This is a genomic window from Aeromonas sp. QDB20, assembly GCF_027707805.1.
Taxonomy (GTDB): Bacteria; Pseudomonadota; Gammaproteobacteria; order Enterobacterales; family Aeromonadaceae; genus Aeromonas; species Aeromonas dhakensis.
Genome location: NZ_JAPCJC010000022.1, coordinates 26,488 through 44,388 on the forward strand (window position 1 = coordinate 26,488; position 17,901 = coordinate 44,388).

A 17,901-nucleotide genomic window follows, 5' to 3' on the forward strand; every position below is an offset into this window, starting at 1 on the left:
GGGTTTTTATGCACAGACACCCTTTTGTTTAGATCTAATACATGGATAACTATAGGTTTTACAGAGTTTCACACAGGAGTTATTCACAATTTCTCGGAGCATTCTAGGGGAACCCTTGGAACAACTTCTCCGGATCCACCTGTTAATAACCTGGTGGATAGCGATCTGGGGATAAGCGGGGAGATCGAGCCGTTCTTGCCGGATCTTCCGCTCCCGGTTCAGGCGATCAGGGCCAACCAGTCCCGGATCCAGATTTCGGCCGCATCTTCCGGGATCTCGTGCCGGGTTACGTCGATGTCGAGACGATCCCCAATCCGGCTGGCGCCGCACTCGGCCAGCAGTCGATCCAGCGTCTTGCCACCCTGGCAGAAGGTGTCATAACTGCTGTCTCCCAGCGCGATCACCCCGTATTTCCAGCCATCAAGATCCGGACGCTGCTCGGCAAGATCCTTGGCGAAAGGCTGCAGATTGTCGGGCACATCGCCGGCACCGTGGGTGGAGGTGACCACCAGTACTATGGCCTCCGGCTCGGCAAGCACCCTGGCCAGGCTGGCGGGGTTGTGGATCTCGGTTTGATGTCCCGCTTGTTCCAGCAGGCCGGCGACGTGGTCCGCGACATATTCAGAGGCGCCCAGCATGGAGCCGACGACGAGATTGAGTTTGGCCATGGAATGGATCCTGATTTCAGACGAAGCAAGAGAAAGCCGGATTCTACCGCCAAAGGGTGTGGATAAATATGGATAAAGCTTGGGGATAATGGATCCTCGCTGCTTTTGTACGGAAAAAAGGGATCCCCGCCCGCCGATCCTGCCCAATCTTGCGATCGTGTCGAAAAGGGGCCGTTTCCTCCTCTTGAGTGTTCTCCGCTCGGCTCCTGATACGTTAAGTAACAATGCGGATGCAAATGATTAGCAATTATTGAATCGATTCGATCATGTCTCCTGTAGTAGCATGTCGCTGCTTTATTCGCCTGAGGAACCGGGCTACCGGTATGACCGGCTACCAATAATAAGAAATCAGAAACAACTCATTGATATTTGAGACACTTACTATGATTGCGCAAAAAAACACCCCGATCGCAGCGATGCGAAAGAGAGGGGCACAGCAACTGCTGCCGCTCTCCTGCCTGTTGGCCAGCCTGCCCGTGCTGGCGGCCGAACAACCGAAAGAACTGCCCAAAGCCAGCGAGACCATGGTGGTCACCGGCACCGCCATGAAGGTGGAAGTACCCATGGCCGAGACGCCTCGCGCCGTCTCCGTGGTCAACCGCGAGGAGCTGGATCAGCGTGCCGTGCAGCAGCTTGACGAGTCCCTGCGCTACCGCTCCGGCGTGCTCACCGGCCTCTATGGCTCCGACAACAATACCGACTGGTTCAAGGTGCGCGGCTTCGATGCCGCGTCCTATCTGGATGGCAACCGCCTGTTCGGCACCGGCTATTATCTCTGGACGCCGGAGCCGTTCGGCCTGGAGAGCGTGGAAGTGCTCAAAGGCCCGGCCTCGATCCTCTACGGCGAGGCGCCTCCCGGCGGCGTGATCAATGCCATCAGCAAGCGGCCGACCGCCACCCCGCAGGGGCTGCTGGATCTGCAGCTGGGCAGCCGGGATCACCGCCAGATCGGGGTGGATGTCTCCGATGCACTGACCGACAACAGCCGCTACCGCATGGTTGCTCTTTATAAGGAGCGTGACGGCGTGCTGGACGGCACCTACAACGATCGCGTCTATCTGGCGCCGAGCGTGACCTTCGATCTCTCGGATCGCACCAGCCTGACCCTGCTGGCCAGCTTCCTGCACGACGAAGGGGTGCCGACCAACGGCTTCTTCCCGGTCTATGGCACCCTGAATACCTCCGGCGGCCAGATCGATCCCAGCACCAACCTGAGCCAGCCGGATTACGATCGCAACCGCAACACCCAGCTCTCCACCGGTTACGAGCTGGCCCACCAGCTCAACCAGACCTGGGAGTTCAAGCAGAACGTCCGCTTCAACTACAACGATCTGCTGCTGCGCCAGACCTATATCTTCCCGACCTATGAAGGCACCACCGCCTTCCGCGGCCTGATCTATCGCGACGGCACCACCAAGAGCGCCACCATGGACAACCAGATGGTGGGTTACTGGAACACCGACAGCACAGAGCAGACCCTGCTGCTGGGGGTGGATCTGCAGCGCCATGTCAATGAAGGCCAGGAAGCCGACAACTACGGCATGGGCTCCATCAATACCATGAACCCGGATTACAGCGGCTTCCCCGGTTTTGATGAATCTACCGCTACCCACCAGAAGAGCACCAAGGGCCAGAGCGGCCTCTATGCCCAGCACCAGATCCGCTGGGACGATCGCTGGTTGCTGACCGGCGGCGGTCGCTTCGACTACGTGGAGACCCACAACATCAGCGAAGCCAAGGGCAAGAACGAGAAGCAGTATGATCACGAGCTCTCCCTCTCCGGCAGCCTGATGTACCTGGCCGACAATGGTCTCTCTCCTTATGTTGCCTATGCCGAGTCGTTCGAGGTGCTGCCTGGGATCGACCCCAACACCAGCGAATCCTACAAGCCGCTCAAGGGCACCCTGTACGAGACCGGCGTCAAGTACGCGCCGAGCTTCCTCGATGGCTACATCAACCTGGCCCTGTTCGATCTGGAGCAGACCAACTCGCTGGTCTCCACCGGTTCCGGCCAGCAGACCCAGGCCGGCGAAGTGACCTCCCGGGGGGTCGAGCTGGAAGGGAGCGTGCAGGCCACCGAGGCGCTGCGCCTGACCGCCGCCTACACCTATACCGATGCCAAGACCAACGACACCGGCAAGGGCGATCGCCGTGCCAGCCTTATCCCGCGCCACCAGGCCTCCTTCTGGGGCAACTACAAGGTGCAGCAGGGTCCGGTCTCCGGTCTGGAACTGGGGAGCGGCGTGCGCTACGTCGGCTCCAGTGTCGGCATCGGTGCCGTGAATGCGGACTACACCCCCATCTACGGCTCGGCCCAGGTGCCGGCCCATACCGTGTGGGATGCGATGATCGGGTATGACTTTGCCAAGAACTGGCGGGCTCAGCTCAACGTCAACAACCTGCTGGGTGATACCTACGTGGCCAGCTGCGACTACTACTGCTACTACGGCGAGCCGCGCAGCGTAGTGGGCAGCATCAACTACCGCTGGTAATCGAAGTGGGCGGGAACTGGGTTCCCGCCCTTCTTTTCACCTGCAGTTGCTCTGATCTCTCTGGAATACCGGTCCGTTATGGAACTCTTGTCTCTGGTTTATCGCCAATATCGTTGGCCCTTCATCGCCATTACCCTGCTCAGCCTGCTCAGTGCCGTCAGCGGGATTGGTGTCATTGCCTTTATCAATCAGTCTCTCGTCGAATCAGTCGGCGATCCGCTGCCGGTGCTCGGTCAGCTGATCGGCCTCATTTTATTGCTGCTGGTGATCACGCTCGGCTCTCAGCTGGCGCTGACCACCCTCGGCCATCATTTCGTCTACCGGCTGCGCGGCCGCCTGCTCAAGCAGTTGTTGGATACCGATGTCGCCCGCCTGCGCCAGATTGGCCAGGGGCCGCTGCTGGCCTCCCTTTCCAGCGACATCGGCCAGATCACCATCGCCTTCGTGCGCCTGCCGGAGCTGGTGCAGGGGCTGGTGCTCACCCTGGGGTCGGCTCTCTACCTTGGCTGGCTGTCGCCGGCCCTGCTCGGCGTCACAACGCTCTGGGTCACCTTCACCATGGTGGTGGGCTGGCTGCTGGTGAACCGGGTCTATCGCCATCTCTCCCATATGCGTCAGGCCGAGGATCGGCTCTATCAGAACTATCAGGCCATCATCGCTGGCAGCAAGGAGTTGGCGCTCAACCGCGAGCGGGCCCACTTCGTTTACCACCAGCTTTATCAGCAGAATGCGCAGGACTATCGGGAGCAGATCATTCGCGCCGACACCTATCACCTGAGCGCGGTGAACTGGTCGAATATCATGATGCTGGGGGCCATCGGTCTGGTCTTCTTCCTGGCCAACGGGCTGGGCTGGGCCGACACCCAGGTGGCCGCCACCTTCGCGCTGACCCTGCTGTTCTTGCGTACCCCCTTGCTGCAGGGCATTGGCGCGCTGCCGACCCTGCTCTCCGCCCAGGTGGCGTTCGACAAGATAGCGGCCCTCAATCTTGCCGCGCCGGACGCCGAGTTCCCGCTGCCGTCCGCGCCCCGCGCCTGGCAGCGCATCGAGCTGGAGCAGGTGAGCTTTCACTATCAGGGGGAGGGTGGTTTCGCCGTGGGTCCCATCAATCTGGTGATCGAGCGGGGGGAACAACTCTTCATCATAGGTGGCAACGGCTCCGGCAAGTCGACCCTGGCCATGCTGCTGACCGGCCTCTATCAGCCGGTAGCGGGCCGGATCCTGCTGGATGGGGAGCCGGTCACCGATCGCAACGCCTATCTGGCGCTCTTCTCCGCCATCTTCACCGACTATCACCTGTTTCAGCACCTGCTGGGGCCGGAGCCCAAGGATGAGCTGGTGGCCGAGTGGCTGGAGCGGCTGCAGATGGGCAGCAAGCTCACCATCGAAGAGGGCTTCATCGCCGATATCGACCTCTCTCAGGGGCAGCGCAAGCGGGTCGCCCTGCTGCTGGCGCTGGCCGAGCAGCGCGAGGTGATGCTGTTCGACGAGTGGGCCGCGGATCAGGATCCCCAGTTCCGTCGCATCTTCTATCAGCTGTTGCTGCCGCGCCTGAAGGAGATGGGCAAGACGGTGATCGCCATCAGCCACGATGATCTCTACTTCTCCCAGGCCGACCGGCTGCTGGAGATGCGCCAGGGCCGGCTCAGCGAGCTGACCGGCGAGCGGCGCGAGCAGGTGAGCCGCGATGCGGTCGCCCATCTGGATTGTGACTTGAATGCAGAGGCGCCGGTTTGAACCCGGCCAACAGGAACCGCTTATGTTTGAGATGAAATCAGCCAGCTTCGCGGTCAATGACCGCACGCTGCTGCACCCTACCGATCTCTGTTTCGAGCAGGGCAAAGTCTATGGCCTCATCGGCCACAACGGTTCGGGCAAATCCACCCTGCTCAAGCTGCTGGCACGCCAGCAGCCGCTCAGTGACGGCGAGATCCGGTTCGATGACAAGCCGCTACCGGCGTGGGGGGCGCGCGACTTCGCCCGTCAGGTGGCCTATCTGCCCCAGCATCTGCCTAGCGCCGAAAACCTGCTCGGGCGGGAGCTGGTGGAGATGGGCCGCTACCCCTGGCGCGGCCTGCTGGGTCGGATGGGGGCGGAGGATCACCGCCAGGTCGAACGGGCCATCGCGCTGACCCATACCGAACGCTTTGCCGACCGGCTGGTGGATACCCTCTCAGGCGGCGAGCGGGGGCGGGTGTGGCTGGCCATGCTGCTGGCCCAGGAGAGCCGTTTCATCCTGCTGGACGAGCCGCTGGCCGCGCTGGACGTGGCCCATCAGGTGGAGGTGCTCACGCTCGTCAAGCAGTTGAGCCGCCAGCTCAAGCTCGGGGTCATCATCGTCATTCACGACATCAACATGGCCTCCCGCTTCTGCGATCGGCTGGTGGCGCTGCACTCCGGCCGCCTGCTGACCCACGGCGAACCCGAACAGATCATGACCGGCGAGACCCTGCACGCCATCTATGGCATCCCGATGGAGGTCATTCGCCACCCGGCCCATGACCACGCCATTGCCATCGTTTAGACAAGGCCTGTTATCTCGATGCTTTTATTCAAGAAAGTTGGCTGGTTCTGCTGCCTCTTGGCTCCGCTCATATTGCTGGCCGAACCAGCGATGCCTGCCGCTGCAGACCTCCCTCGAGCCGATGCTGTGAAGTCGGTACCCCGCATCGCCACCGTCGACTGGACCATAGCCGAAACCCTGCTGGCACTCGGGGTGACTCCGCTGGCGGTGGGGGATGTCGGCTCTTACCGCGCCTGGGTCGGCGAACCGCTGCTGCCGGCCGCCGTGGTGGATATCGGCCAGCGTGCCCAGCCCAACCGCGAGCTGCTGGCCGAGCTCAAACCCGATCGCATCCTCATCTCGCCGCTGGCGGCCCCGCTGGCGCCGACCCTCTCCCGCATCGCGCCGGTACAATCCATCGCGCTCTACGAGCCGGATGCCGATCTGTGGCAGCGGCTGCACGAGGCGACTCTGACCATAGCCGCGCTGGTGGACAAAACCGCCGAGGCCGAGCAACTGCTGGCCAGGCTGGACCAGGATCTGGCGCAGATGCGGGCGGCGTTGCCTGCAGAGCTGCCGCCCCTGCTGGTGGTGCAGTTCATCGATGAGCGCCATGTGCGGGTATTTGGCCGCCACAGCCTGTTTGAGGCGGTGATGCAGCGGCTCGGCCTGCGCAATGGCTGGCAGGGGGAAACCAATGCCTGGGGCTTTGCCGTGGCCAGCCTGGAGCAGTTGATGGCGCTGCCGCAAGCGCGACTGGTGGTGGTCGATCCGATCCCGGTCGGGGTGAGCGAGCGGCTGCAGGAGCCTGGTCTATGGCAACAGCTGCCACAGGTGAGGGCGGCGGCCGTGCTGCATCTGTCCGCGGTGTGGAGTTTTGGCGGCGTGCTGGCGGCGCGTCGCTTTGCCGTGCAGCTGAGTACTGCGCTGCAGCAAGATGGGCAAAGCGGGGAGGGGCTGTGATGAACCAGATTTTTCCGTCGCCGCTGCGGCTTCCCGTCAGCCTGCTGCTGGGGCTGACGCTGGCGCTCGCCGGTTGGGAGCTGGCCGATCAGTTGCCGGCGGCACGCTGGCTGGCGACCCTGTTGTCGCCGGATCTGACCGATGCCAGCGAGGCGGTGGTCCACTTCAGCTGGCTGCCGCGCCTTGCCGTCTGCCTGCTGGCCGGCGCCGCCCTCGGGCTGGCCGGCACCCTGATGCAGCAGGTGCTGCGCAATCCGCTGGCCTCGCCCACCACCCTGGGGGTGGCCTCCGGTGCCCAGCTGGCGCTGATGATGGTGACCCTGTTTGCGCCCTCCTGGCTGCTGCTGGGGCGGGAGTGGATCGCCATGGCCGGCGGCAGCCTCGCCATGGGGCTGGTGTTTGCCCTGGCCTGGCGTCGCCAGCTCAATCCTGTGGTCATCGTCTTTGCCGGGCTGGTGATCAACCTCTATCTGGCGGCCATCAGCATGGGGCTCCTGCTGTTCTTTCAGGAGGAGCTGAAAGGCTTGCTGGTGTGGGGCAGTGGCTCGCTGGTGCAAAACAGCTGGAGCGGGGTGAGCTACCTGCTGCCCCGTCTGCTGCTGGCTGGCGTGCTGGCCGCGGTGCTGGTGCGCCCGCTGGCGGTGCTGGAGCTGGATGATGCCAGTGCCCGCAGTCTGGGGGTCTCCCTTCAACATCTGCGTTTCGCCGGACTGGGGCTGGCGGTGTTCGTCACCGCCTGCGTGGTGAGCGTGGTGGGGCTGATCGGCTTCATCGGGTTGGCGGCGCCCGCCCTGGTGCGCTTGCTGGGGGTGAGAAAACTGGCTCTGCGACTGCTGTGGGCCCCGCTACTGGGCGCTCTGCTGCTGGCGGCCACCGATCTGTTGCTGCAATCCCTGAGTCGCAGCGGCTCTGTGCTCATCCCGACCGGCGCCATGACGGCTCTGTTGGGGGCGCCGCTGCTGTTGTGGCTGAGCCCGCGCCTGGGTATCAAGTCGGGCACGCCAAAGGCGAATGCCGCCCTGCTGGTGGCCCGCCACCCGGCGCCAGCCCGCCTTGTCGGCCTGATGTTGATGGGGTTGGTAGTGGCGGTGATCGCTTCTTTGCTGTTTGGGCAGGGGATGGACGGCTGGCGCTGGCCGAGCTGGCTGCGCTGGCAGGCCCAGCTGGAGTGGCGGCTGCCGCGCACCCTGGCGGCCGGTGCGGCGGGCATGCTGCTGGCATTGGCGGGCACCCTGCTGCAACGGGTCAGCAGCAACCCCATGGCGAGCCCCGAGCTGCTGGGGGTGAGTGGTGGCACCTTCATGGGGGTGATTGCCACGGCGCTGCTGCTGCCCGCCCTGCCGCTGCCCATGATGCTGGCCGGCGGCCTGCTCGGTGCCTTCGGTTGTCTGCTGCTGTTGCTGCTGGTCAATCGCAGCCATGGCTTCCAGCCGGAGCGACTGCTGCTCTCCGGCATCGCCATCACGGCGCTGTTCGAGCCGCTGCAGGCCATCGCGCTGGCCAACGGTGACCTGCGGGTGCAGCAACTGCTCTCCTGGATGTCCGGCTCCACCTATTACGTCACCCTGCCGCTTGCCGGCGGGTTGGTCGTGCTGGCGCTGACGCTGCTGGCAGTCTGCCTGCTGCTCAGCCGCTGGCTCGATCTGCTGCCGATGGGACCGGCGGTGGCCGCCGCGCTCGGCATTCGGCTCAACCGGGCTCAGCTCGCCATCCTGCTGCTGGTGGCCGTGCTCACCGCCAGCGCGACCCTGGTGGTGGGGCCGCTCTCCTTCGTCGGCCTGCTGGCGCCGCACATGGCCAAGCTGATGGGGTTGGTGCGGGCACGCTGGCACCTGCTCGGTGCCGCCGTCTCCGGCGCCCTGCTGATGGTGTCGGCGGACTGGATCGGCCAGCAGATCCTGTTCCCGCAGGAGGTGCCGGTGGGGCTGGTCTCCACCTTGTTAGGGGGCGCTTACTTCATGTGGTGCCTGCGCCGCCTCTAGGTTGGTGGATGAAAAATGCACAAAAAAAGCCCGGGATGAACCCGGGCTTTTTATTGCCTGCCGTGCGGCGTTATTTGCCGATGCAGAAGCTGGAGAAGATGCGACCCAGCAGATCGTCGGAGCTGAACTCGCCGGTGATCTCGGAGAGGGACTCCTGCGCCAGCCGCAGCTCTTCGGCCACCAGCTCGCCGGCCACGAACACCTCCAGCTGCTCCTTGGCCACCAGCAGCCGCTCGGCGGCGCGCTCCAGCGCATCCAGGTGACGGCGGCGGGCCATGAAGCCCCCCTCGGTGTTGCCCTGGAAGCCCATGCAGGCTTTCAGATGCTCGCGCAGGGCGGGCAGCCCCAGCTCGGTCTTGGCGGAGATACGGTAGACGGCATGGCCCTGCTCCTGACTCGGCGCCAGATCTTCGCCGGTCAGGTCGGCCTTGTTGCGCACCACGGTGAGGCCGATCTTTTTTGGCAACCGATCAACAAATTCCGGCCAGATCTCCCGCGGGTCTACCGCAGCCGTGGTGGTGCCATCCACCATGAACAGCACCCGATCGGCCTGTTCAATCTCGGCCCAGGCACGCTCGATGCCGATCTGCTCCACCTTGTCCTGGGTATCGCGCAGGCCTGCGGTGTCGATGATGTGCAGCGGCATGCCATCCAGATGGATGTGCTCGCGCAGCACGTCGCGGGTGGTGCCGGCGATCTCGGTGACGATGGCGGACTCGCGGCCGGCCAGGGCGTTGAGCAGGCTCGATTTGCCGGCGTTGGGGCGACCGGCGATCACCACCTTCATTCCTTCCCGCAGCAGGGCGCCCTGCTTGGCTTCGCCGCGCACCGCATCCAGTTCATCCATGATGGCGTAGAGATCACCCGCCACCTTACCGTCGGAGAGAAAGTCGATCTCCTCGTCCGGGAAGTCGATGGCGGCCTCCACATAGATACGCAGCCGGGTGAGACTCTCCACCAGCTGCTGGATCTTGCCGGAGAACTGCCCCTGCAGGGAGTGCATGGCACTGCGGGCCGCCTGCTCGCTGGAAGCCTCGATGAGGTCGGCGATGGCCTCGGCCTGGGCCAGATCCAGTTTGTCGTTCATGAAGGCGCGCTCGCTGAACTCGCCGGGGCGGGCTGGGCGCAGCCCTTTTATCTGCAGGATGCGGCGCACCAGCATGTCCATGATCACCGGGCCGCCGTGGCCCTGCAGCTCCAGCACGTCTTCGCCGGTGAAGCTGTTGGGGGCCTTGAACAGCAGGGCGATGCCCTGATCCAGCGGCTGGCCTTGCTCATCCCTGAACGGCAGATATTCGGCGTAACGCACCCGGGGGAGTTTGCCGAGCACTATCTCGGCGACCTGTTCGGCGGCGGGGCCGGAGACGCGGACTATGCCGACGCCGCCACGGCCGGGGGCGGTGGCCTGGGCCACGATGGTATCTGTAGTCATCTTGCTTGGCTCATTTGTTCGCTGATGTTCACAGCAGTGGGGTCATTGTAATAAAAAAGGCGACCCGAAGGCCGCCTCTTTTGTCATCCATCTTGCCATCGGGAGCGATTAGCTGCGGGTATGCAGGCCTTTCTTCTCCAGCTGACGGTAGATGATGGTCTGCTGGGTAATGGAGATGACGTTGCTCACCAGCCAGTACAGGGTCAGACCTGCCGGGAACCAGAGGAACATGAAAGTGAAGATGATCGGCATGAACTGCATCACTTTCTGCTGCATCGGGTCGGTAATGGTGGTCGGGCTCATCTTCTGCAGATACCACATGGAGGCACCCATGAGGATCGGCAGCACGAAGAAGGGGTCCTTCACCGACAGGTCGGTGATCCACAGGGCGAACGGCGCGTGGCGCAGCTCGACGGACTCCATCAGTGCCCAGTAGAGGGCGATGAAGATCGGCATCTGTACCAGGATCGGCAGACAGCCACCCAGCGGGTTGACCTTCTCCTTCTTGTACAGCTCCATCATGCCCTGAGACATCTTCTGGCGATCGTCGCCGAAGCGCTCGCGCAGGGCGGCCAGCTTGGGCTGCAGCATGCGCATCTTGGCCATGGAGGTGTACTGGGCCTTGGTCAGCGGGAACATGACGCCGCGCACCAGCAGGGTCAGCATGATGATGGCCAGACCCCAGTTCTGGACGAAACCGTGGAACACGGTCAGCAGCCAGTGCAGCGGTTGGGCGATGAACCAGAGCCAGCCGTAGTCGACGGTCAGGTCGAGGTGGTTGGCTACCTTGGCCATCTGATCCTGCAGCTTGGGACCGACCCACAGCTTGCTGGTCACTTCGGCCTGCTGGCCGGCTGCGATGTCAACCAGCGGTGCCTTGTAGCCGATGATGGCCTGGTCTTTGCCAGGGATCACTCGGCTGTAGAAGCTGTTGGTGTCGTCGGCATTCGGTGCCCAGGCGGAGACGAAGTAGTGTTGCAGCATGGCGACCCAACCACCCTTGGTGGTCTTGTTCAGGTCGGCATCCTTCATCTCGTCGAAGGTGTACTTCTTGTAGCGGGTATCTTCGCTGGAGAAGGCACCACCGCGGTAGGCGCTGGCCACCATGGCGTGACCCTGCTGGTCTTTCGGCGTGGCCACGGTCTGCTTCAGCTGACCGTAGAATTGCACCTGGACCGGCTCGGCAGACTTGTTGTCGATCTTGTAGTCGACGCCGACTGCGTAGTCACCACGCTTGAGGACGAACTCCTTGGTGAAGACCACGCCCTTGCTGTCGGTCCAGGTCATCGGAACGACGACTTGATCCTGACCGTCGGCCAGCTGGTAGCTGGTCTGGGCGGCTTCATAGGTGGGACGACCCTGGGGCTGGCTGTCCGGGCCATTGCGACCAACCAGACCGCTCTGGGCAACATAGAGGTGCTCAGGCTGACTGGTCAGCAGTACGAACGGTTGATCCTTGCCTTCTTCCAGCTTGTGGGCCAGCAGTTCGGCAGAGACGATGTCACCACCCTGGGTATCCAGGGTCAGCTTGAGCACGTCGGAGGTGACGGTGATCAGCTTGCGTGCGGTGTTCGCGTTGGCTTGCTCGGAAACCTGAGGAATATCACCGGTCTGACCGGCTTCAGGTACGAAATGTTCGGTTTGGGCCACGGTAGTCGGGGCCGGCTTCGGAGCCTTGTCGGACTCCCACTGTTGCCAGAGCAAAAAGCTCACGAACAGCAAACCGATCAGGATGAGATTGCGTTGTGATTCCATAGTCTTCAGTTTCTTCGCTTTGGTTGCGGAACCGGGTCATAACCACCCTCGGATAAGGGATGGCATTTTAATAGACGTTTGCTGGCTAACCAAACGCCTTTTATGAAACCGTGAAGTCGGATTGCTTCTATCGCAAATTGGGAACAAGTCGGGGTGAAACGGCAGCGCGGCCCGAGCAGCGGGCTAATGATTAGCTGATACAGGCGTATCAGTTTGACAGCTACCCATTGCAACGGCGTGACAGAGTGCGCCATAGCTTTTCCAGTAACTTGAACAGTTCCTCGTTATCCATCTCCTTCACACCGGCCTTGGCGATCACGACGATGTCGATAGCGGGCAGATTGGCTTGATTGAGGCGGAAACTTTCCCGAACCACCCGTTTTACACGGTTGCGCCAGACGGCACGCTTGAGTGCTTTTTTGGGCACGGCGAGACCAAGGCGAGGGTGTTCGAGCGAATTGGGAGAGGCGAGAAGTGTAATCTGCGGAGAAGCGGCCCGGACAGGCTCGGCGAAAACGCGTTTGAAGTGTTCGGGAGTTAACAGACGTAACTCCCGAGAAAAGGCGTGCTGGGTAGGCATTAGACTACCAGGCGGGCACGACCCTTGGCACGACGAGCGGCCAGAACTTTACGACCGTTGGCAGTTGCCATGCGGGCGCGGAAACCGTGAGAGCGCTTGCGCTTCAGGTTGGACGGTTGAAAAGTACGTTTCATGATTCGATTCCGTATTTCTGTACAGTTTTGATTGTCACACTTAGCCGACGCGCCAGCTATAGCGTGTGACGACTAGCAAAAGAGGCCGAATTCTAAACAGAGTTCGGCTTTTAGTCAATCCGCCGTTCCCTCCCATCCTGCCCCGACCTGGAAAAGGTCTTGGGCGAGCGTGAGGATCCGAAGGATCAAGGGCTCCGGATTATACTGGCAACCCGGGGTTTAACAAGGATCCTCCAATAAAAAAGGCGGCAGAGCCGCCAAAGAGAGAGCTATTTAAGCACTTTGCGCAGGAACTCCCGGGTGCGGGGATCCTGCGGATCGACCAATATCTGATCCGGCGGGCCCTGTTCCACGATCCGGCCCCCCTCCATGAAGATCACCCGATCGGCAACATCTCGAGCAAATTCAATCTCATGGGTCACCACTACCATGGTCTGGTGCTGGCGAGCCAGCTCCTTCATCAGACCCAGTACTTCGTCAACCCATTCGGGATCGAGGGCCGAGGTAGGTTCGTCAAACAGGATCACCTTGGAGTGAGCCGCCATGGCCCGGCCGATGCCGACCCGTTGCTGCTGACCGCCCGACAATGAGGCCGGATAGGCGTCCTGCTTGTCGGCGAGACCTATGTCCTTGAGGATGCCGAGGGCGGTGGCACGGGCCTCCGCCTTCGGCTGTTTCCAGACGGTGATCAGCCCCTCGGCAATGTTGTCCAGCGCCGTCTTGTTGGCAAACAGGGCGTAGTTCTGGAACACGAAGGAGGCGCGCTTGCGCAGCTCGATGGCCTGCTGCTCGCTGGCCTTGGCCAGGTTGAGCTGCAGATCGTCGATGGCTAGGGTGCCCGTATCGGGAGTCTCCAGCAGGTTGAGGCAGCGCAGCAAGGTGGACTTGCCGGTGCCGGAGGGGCCGATGATGACGACGATTTCCCCCTTTTTCACCTCCAGATCGATGCTGTTTAGCACCTGATTGCCGTCATATGCCTTGGAGAGGCCGGTTAGCTTGATCATGATGGCCCTCCTTTAAACAGGCGCAGAGTTAAAACGGACTTCCGGCGTGCATTGCAAGCGGGTCGGTTGCGTTGTCATGGCAAACCCCTAATAGGCACGGTTGAGCCGCACTTCCAGCAGATGCTGCAGGCGGGTAAAGAAGATGACTACCACCCAGTAGACCAGGGCCACCGCCATGAAGCTCTCGAAGAACTTGAAGGAGGAGGAGGCTTCCATCTGCGCCTTGCCCATGATCTCGGCCACCCCCAGGGTGAAGGCCAGCGAGGTGCTCTTGATCATGTCGATGAAGTAGTTCATCAGGGACGGCGTGGCGATGCGGGCCGCCTGCGGCAGTATGATCCGCTGCATTGCCTGGTAACGGCTCATGCCGATGCTGAGGGCAGCTTCCATCTGGCTCTTGTGGATGCCAATGATGGAGGCACGGATCGACTCGGCCATGTAGGCGGCAAAGTGCAGGGTCAAACCGACGATGGCGGCGGTGAAGGCATCCATTCCCACGAAAATAGGGAACAGCTGCGGCAGCCCGTAGTAGAGCAGGAACAGCTGGACGAGCAGCGGTGTACCCCGAAAGAACGAGATATAGAGCATCGCCAGCCAGTGGATCGCGGGAACGCGAAAGACCCGTACTATCGCCAGGGCTAGCGACAGTACGAGTGCCAATGCGAATCCCCACAGGGCCATTTCCATCGTGGTGCCCAGATACTTGAGCAGGATGGGAAACAGCCCCAGCGTGTATTCGAGGTCAAATTCCATCATTTATTTGTCGGTGATGTCGGAAGCGAACCATTTTTCAGAGATCTGACGCAGGGAACCGTCTTTGCGCATGGCGGTGAGGGCGTCATCGACCTTCTTCAGCAGTGCCTGTTTCTCCGGGGTCTTCAGGAAGGGCAGGGCGTTCTCGATGGTCTCGAACGGTGCGCCAGCCTGTTGCAGCGGCAGCTTGGATTCCTTGATCAGCTGGGCGGTGGAGACGCGGTCCATCACGAAGGCGTCGATGCGGCCCAGGGCAACGTCCTGCTCGAAGGCGGAGTCATAGGTGCGGATGTCGATCTTCTTGTTGGGGTCGTTCTTGCGCAGCAGCTCTTCGAAGTTGGAGCCCAGGTTCACCGCAACCTTCTTGCCTTCCAGATCCTTGATGCCGTGGATGGTGCTGTTGCCCTTGCGGACCACGATCTGGGCGCCGTCATAGACATAGGGCTGGGAGAAGGCGTACTTGGCCTTGCGCTCATCGGTGATGGTGATCTGGTTGGAGATGGTGTCGACGCGGCCGGTTTCCAGCATGCCGAACAGGCCGGAGAAGCTGGCGGTCACGAACTCGACCTTGTAGCCGGTGCGCTCGCCGATCTGGTTCCACATGTCCACTTCAAAGCCCTGCAGCTTGTCCTGCTTGACGAAGGTGAACGGGAAGTACTTGCCGGACATGCCGACCTTGATGGTTTCCTGGGCGATGGCTTGACCGGACAGGGCTGCCAGCAGAATGGCGGCGCCGGAGACCAGCTTGATGGATGACGTCATGGTGATTCCTCTCTCTCTGTAGTTCTGTATTTTTAGTTGTAAACGCTGGGGTTGCGCTGATGTTATTGGAATAAAACCTAAAGAATAAATGATATTTGGTTATATAAAATAACCGCTTCAGGTCTGGATCTTTGGTGCATCGGTAACGGGATCGGGCTGTGGGTAACTTTGGGGATGAAATCAGATCCACGGCTGCTGGATCCTTGAAAGTCAAGGATCTTATTTGCTGGATCCGCGAGGTCGCGGCTAGAGATCCAGCCGCTAAAAACGTAGAATAGCCGGTCTTTAGTTAATCAATCGACGGGAGTTTAGAGTGACTGCTTCGCTATGGCAGCAGTGCCTTAACCGGCTGCAAGATGAGTTGCCCTCGGCAGAATTCAGCATGTGGATCCGGCCGCTTCAAGCGGAGTTGAGTGACAATACTCTGACCCTGTATGCACCGAATCGTTTCGTTCTGGACTGGGTTCGAGACAAGTATCTCATCCGGGTGAACGGCATCATCAATGAGCTCTGCGGGGTCGATGGCCCCACCCTGCGTTTTGACATCGGCAATCGTCCCCATCCCGTCGCGGTGGCCAGGGCGCCGGCGCGGGGTGCGGATCCTGTGAATAACTCGCAGAAGAGCTGGGAAAGCAAGGCCGAGGCCAAGCCCGAACCGAACCACAAGAGCAACACCAACGTGAACTATACCTTCGAGAATTTCGTCGAGGGTAAGTCCAACCAGTTGGCCCGTGCGGCTGCCCGTCAGGTGGCTGACAATCCGGGCGGGGCCTACAACCCGCTGTTCCTCTATGGCGGCACCGGTCTGGGCAAGACCCACCTGCTGCATGCCGTCGGCAACGCCATCAAGGAGCGCAAGCAGGACGCCAAAGTCATCTACATGCACTCCGAGCGGTTTGTGCAGGACATGGTGAAGGCGCTGCAGAATAACGCCATTGAAGAGTTCAAGCGTTATTACCGTAGCGTCGATGCCCTGCTCATCGATGACATCCAGTTCTTTGCCAACAAGGAGCGCTCCCAGGAGGAGTTCTTCCACACCTTCAACGCCCTGCTCGAAGGCAACCAGCAGATCATCCTGACCTCGGATCGCTATCCGAAGGAGATCAACGGGGTGGAAGATCGTCTCAAGTCCCGCTTCGGCTGGGGCCTGACGGTGGCGATCGAGCCGCCGGAGCTGGAGACGCGTGTCGCCATCCTGATGCGCAAGGCGGACGAGAACCAGATCCACCTGCCGGACGAAGTGGCCTTCTTCATCGCCAAGCGGCTGCGCTCCAACGTGCGCGAGCTGGAAGGGGCGCTGAACCGGGTGATCGCCAACGCGAACTTCACCGGCCGTGCCATCAACATCGACTTCGTGCGCGAAGCGCTGCGCGATCTGCTGGCGTTGCAGGAGAAGCTGGTCACCATCGACAATATTCAGAAGACGGTGGCGGAGTACTACAAGATCAAGCTGGCGGATCTGCTCTCCAAGCGCCGTTCCCGCTCCGTTGCCCGTCCACGCCAGCTGGCGATGGCGCTGGCCAAGGAGCTGACCAACCATAGCTTGCCGGAGATAGGTGATGCCTTTGGTGGTCGTGACCACACTACCGTGCTTCATGCCTGCCGCAAGATCGAGCAGCTGAAGGAAGAGAGTCACGACATCAAGGAAGACTATTCCAACCTGATCCGTACCCTTTCTTCCTGATGACGGAACTGAGTGCACAGATGCAGCTTGAACATGCCAACCTGATCCGAAACCTTTACTCCTAATCACAACGGAGAGCACAGATGCAGCTCGAAATTAGCCGTGAGGCCCTGTTACGTCCTCTGCAACTGGTGTCCGGTGCCCTGGGTGGCCGGCCGACCCTGCCGATCCTCGGCAACGTGCTGCTTGATGTCAGCAACGGTCTGTTGTCACTGACCGGTACCGACCTCGAAGTGGAGATGATCGGTCAGGTCTATCTCAACAGCGACAGTCAGGATGGCCGCACCACAGTACCGGCGCGCAAGCTGCTGGACATCTGTCGCGGTCTGCCGGAAGGGGCGGACATTCGCCTCAATACCGAAGGCGAGCGCCTGATCATCCGCTCCGGCCGCTCCCGCTTCAACCTGTCGACCCTGCCGGCCACCGAATACCCGAACATCGAGGATTGGGAATCCGTGCTCGAGTTCGATATCGGCCAGTTGGAGCTGAAAAAACTCATCGACGCGACCCAGTTCTCCATGGCGAGCCAGGACGTGCGCTACTACCTGAACGGCATGCTGTTCGAGAGCGAGGGCCACGGCCTGCGTACCGTGGCCACCGATGGCCACCGGCTGGCGACCTGCCGCCGCGAGGTGGTGAGCGAATCGCTGCCCGATCATCAGGTCATCCTGCCGCGTAAAGGCGTGCTGGAACTGGTGCGCCTGCTGGAAGCGGAAGACAAGCCGGTACGGCTGCAGATCGGCCGCAGCAACCTGCGCGCTGCCCTCGACGGCTTCATTTTCACCTCCAAGCTGGTGGATGGCCGTTTCCCGGACTGGCGCCGCGTCATTCCGCGCAACAGCGACAAGGCCCTGATCGCCGGCCGTGAGGATCTGCGCCAGGCCTTTGCCCGTGCCGCCATCCTCTCCAACGAGAAATTCCGTGGGGTGCGTCTCAATCTGCAGGAAAACCTGCTGCGCATCACCGCCAACAACCCGGAACAGGAAGAAGCCGAAGAGCTGCTTGACGTACAATACGAAGCCGGCGAGATGGAGATCGGTTTCAACGTCTCTTATGTGCTGGACGTGCTGAATACGTTAAAATGTGACCAAATCCGGATCAGCCTGAGCGATTCCATCAGCAGCGCCATTATTGAGGATTTTGACAGTCAGGATGCTCAGTACGTGGTAATGCCGATGCGGATCTAGTC

Annotated in this window: 16 protein-coding genes; 7 read left to right on the plus strand and 9 right to left on the minus strand. The window is 61.4% G+C overall.

The genetic code is table 11. The features are described 5' to 3' along the window. Positions 1–218 precede the first annotated feature (218 nt). Positions 219–668: an FMN-binding protein MioC gene (mioC, locus tag PG897_RS18885; RefSeq protein ID WP_043171123.1), complete on the minus strand. Its 450-nt coding sequence runs from the start codon at positions 666–668 to the stop codon at positions 219–221. A 383-nt stretch (positions 669–1,051) separates the two neighbouring features. Here mioC and PG897_RS18890 point away from each other — a divergent pair, with 383 nt between their 5' ends. The 5 genes from PG897_RS18890 (at position 1,052) to fhuB (ending at position 8,608) form a co-directional block, all read left to right on the plus strand. After that, entirely contained in the window at positions 1,052–3,160 is a 2,109-nt protein-coding gene (locus PG897_RS18890) for a TonB-dependent siderophore receptor (protein ID WP_026141999.1), read from the plus strand. A gap of 78 nt (positions 3,161–3,238) precedes the next feature. Beyond that, complete coding sequence (locus PG897_RS18895; protein ID WP_043171124.1) at positions 3,239–4,897, plus strand: multidrug ABC transporter permease/ATP-binding protein; 1,659 nt, start codon at positions 3,239–3,241, stop codon at positions 4,895–4,897. 22 nt (positions 4,898–4,919) lie between these two features. Further along, positions 4,920–5,684, plus strand: coding sequence for an ATP-binding cassette domain-containing protein (locus PG897_RS18900; protein ID WP_005307174.1), 765 nt, complete (start codon positions 4,920–4,922; stop codon positions 5,682–5,684). An 18-nt stretch (positions 5,685–5,702) separates the two neighbouring features. After that, complete coding sequence (locus PG897_RS18905; RefSeq protein WP_043171126.1) at positions 5,703–6,626, plus strand: ABC transporter substrate-binding protein; 924 nt, start codon at positions 5,703–5,705, stop codon at positions 6,624–6,626. Next, positions 6,626–8,608 (plus strand): Fe(3+)-hydroxamate ABC transporter permease FhuB, encoded by a 1,983-nt coding sequence (fhuB, locus tag PG897_RS18910; protein WP_201885291.1) that lies wholly within the window; start codon positions 6,626–6,628, stop codon positions 8,606–8,608. The genes PG897_RS18905 and fhuB overlap by 1 nt, the downstream gene beginning before the upstream one ends. A gap of 70 nt (positions 8,609–8,678) precedes the next feature. Here the strand turns inward: fhuB and mnmE are convergent, their stop codons facing one another. The 8 genes from mnmE to PG897_RS18950 form a co-directional block, all read right to left on the minus strand. Continuing rightward, positions 8,679–10,040: a tRNA uridine-5-carboxymethylaminomethyl(34) synthesis GTPase MnmE gene (gene mnmE, locus PG897_RS18915; RefSeq protein ID WP_017410486.1), complete on the minus strand. Its 1,362-nt coding sequence runs from the start codon at positions 10,038–10,040 to the stop codon at positions 8,679–8,681. A 108-nt stretch (positions 10,041–10,148) separates the two neighbouring features. Further along, positions 10,149–11,795 (minus strand): membrane protein insertase YidC, encoded by a 1,647-nt coding sequence (gene yidC, locus PG897_RS18920; protein WP_010635604.1) that lies wholly within the window; start codon positions 11,793–11,795, stop codon positions 10,149–10,151. Positions 11,796–11,800: 5 nt separating this feature from the next. After that, entirely contained in the window at positions 11,801–12,049 is a 249-nt protein-coding gene (gene yidD / locus PG897_RS18925; protein WP_010635605.1) for a membrane protein insertion efficiency factor YidD, read from the minus strand. Further along, positions 12,016–12,375 carry a ribonuclease P protein component gene (rnpA, locus tag PG897_RS18930; protein WP_005307159.1) on the minus strand — a complete coding sequence of 120 codons (360 nt, stop codon included), beginning with the start codon at positions 12,373–12,375 and terminating at the stop codon, positions 12,016–12,018. The genes yidD and rnpA overlap by 34 nt, the downstream gene beginning before the upstream one ends. Beyond that, positions 12,375–12,509: a 50S ribosomal protein L34 gene (gene rpmH, locus PG897_RS18935; protein WP_005307156.1), complete on the minus strand. Its 135-nt coding sequence runs from the start codon at positions 12,507–12,509 to the stop codon at positions 12,375–12,377. The genes rnpA and rpmH overlap by 1 nt, the downstream gene beginning before the upstream one ends. 269 nt (positions 12,510–12,778) lie before the next feature. Continuing rightward, positions 12,779–13,513: an amino acid ABC transporter ATP-binding protein gene (locus PG897_RS18940; RefSeq protein ID WP_005307149.1), complete on the minus strand. Its 735-nt coding sequence runs from the start codon at positions 13,511–13,513 to the stop codon at positions 12,779–12,781. 87 nt (positions 13,514–13,600) lie between these two features. Next, on the minus strand, positions 13,601–14,269 hold the full coding sequence (locus PG897_RS18945) for an amino acid ABC transporter permease (RefSeq protein ID WP_080760954.1): 669 nt from the start codon (positions 14,267–14,269) through the stop codon (positions 13,601–13,603). Next, a complete protein-coding gene (locus tag PG897_RS18950) occupies positions 14,270–15,028 on the minus strand; it encodes an amino acid ABC transporter substrate-binding protein (RefSeq protein WP_005307144.1) in 759 nt (252 codons plus the stop codon). Between the two features lie 313 nt (positions 15,029–15,341). On the opposite strand from PG897_RS18950, the gene dnaA reads away from it, so the two are divergent. Further along, on the plus strand, positions 15,342–16,712 hold the full coding sequence (dnaA, locus tag PG897_RS18955) for a chromosomal replication initiator protein DnaA (protein WP_005307141.1): 1,371 nt from the start codon (positions 15,342–15,344) through the stop codon (positions 16,710–16,712). 83 nt (positions 16,713–16,795) lie between these two features. Continuing rightward, a complete protein-coding gene (gene dnaN / locus PG897_RS18960; protein ID WP_005307138.1) occupies positions 16,796–17,899 on the plus strand; it encodes a DNA polymerase III subunit beta in 1,104 nt (367 codons plus the stop codon). The last annotated feature ends 2 nt before the right edge of the window (positions 17,900–17,901 follow it).

What these genes read in the sequence shown, in the direction of transcription:
- mioC (WP_043171123.1), bottom strand. Translation starts at nt 668, where the DNA reads ATGGCCAAACTCAATCTCGTCGTCGGCTCCATGCTGGGCGCCTCTGAA.
- PG897_RS18890 (WP_026141999.1), top strand. Translation starts at nt 1,052, where the DNA reads ATGATTGCGCAAAAAAACACCCCGATCGCAGCGATGCGAAAGAGAGGG.
- PG897_RS18895 (WP_043171124.1), top strand. Translation starts at nt 3,239, where the DNA reads ATGGAACTCTTGTCTCTGGTTTATCGCCAATATCGTTGGCCCTTCATC.
- PG897_RS18900 (WP_005307174.1), top strand. Translation starts at nt 4,920, where the DNA reads ATGTTTGAGATGAAATCAGCCAGCTTCGCGGTCAATGACCGCACGCTG.
- PG897_RS18905 (WP_043171126.1), top strand. Translation starts at nt 5,703, where the DNA reads ATGCTTTTATTCAAGAAAGTTGGCTGGTTCTGCTGCCTCTTGGCTCCG.
- fhuB (WP_201885291.1), top strand. Translation starts at nt 6,626, where the DNA reads ATGAACCAGATTTTTCCGTCGCCGCTGCGGCTTCCCGTCAGCCTGCTG.
- mnmE (WP_017410486.1), bottom strand. Translation starts at nt 10,040, where the DNA reads ATGACTACAGATACCATCGTGGCCCAGGCCACCGCCCCCGGCCGTGGC.
- yidC (WP_010635604.1), bottom strand. Translation starts at nt 11,795, where the DNA reads ATGGAATCACAACGCAATCTCATCCTGATCGGTTTGCTGTTCGTGAGC.
- yidD (WP_010635605.1), bottom strand. Translation starts at nt 12,049, where the DNA reads ATGGCGCACTCTGTCACGCCGTTGCAATGGGTAGCTGTCAAACTGATA.
- rnpA (WP_005307159.1), bottom strand. Translation starts at nt 12,375, where the DNA reads ATGCCTACCCAGCACGCCTTTTCTCGGGAGTTACGTCTGTTAACTCCC.
- rpmH (WP_005307156.1), bottom strand. Translation starts at nt 12,509, where the DNA reads ATGAAACGTACTTTTCAACCGTCCAACCTGAAGCGCAAGCGCTCTCAC.
- PG897_RS18940 (WP_005307149.1), bottom strand. Translation starts at nt 13,513, where the DNA reads ATGATCAAGCTAACCGGCCTCTCCAAGGCATATGACGGCAATCAGGTG.
- PG897_RS18945 (WP_080760954.1), bottom strand. Translation starts at nt 14,269, where the DNA reads ATGATGGAATTTGACCTCGAATACACGCTGGGGCTGTTTCCCATCCTG.
- PG897_RS18950 (WP_005307144.1), bottom strand. Translation starts at nt 15,028, where the DNA reads ATGACGTCATCCATCAAGCTGGTCTCCGGCGCCGCCATTCTGCTGGCA.
- dnaN (WP_005307138.1), top strand. Translation starts at nt 16,796, where the DNA reads ATGCAGCTCGAAATTAGCCGTGAGGCCCTGTTACGTCCTCTGCAACTG.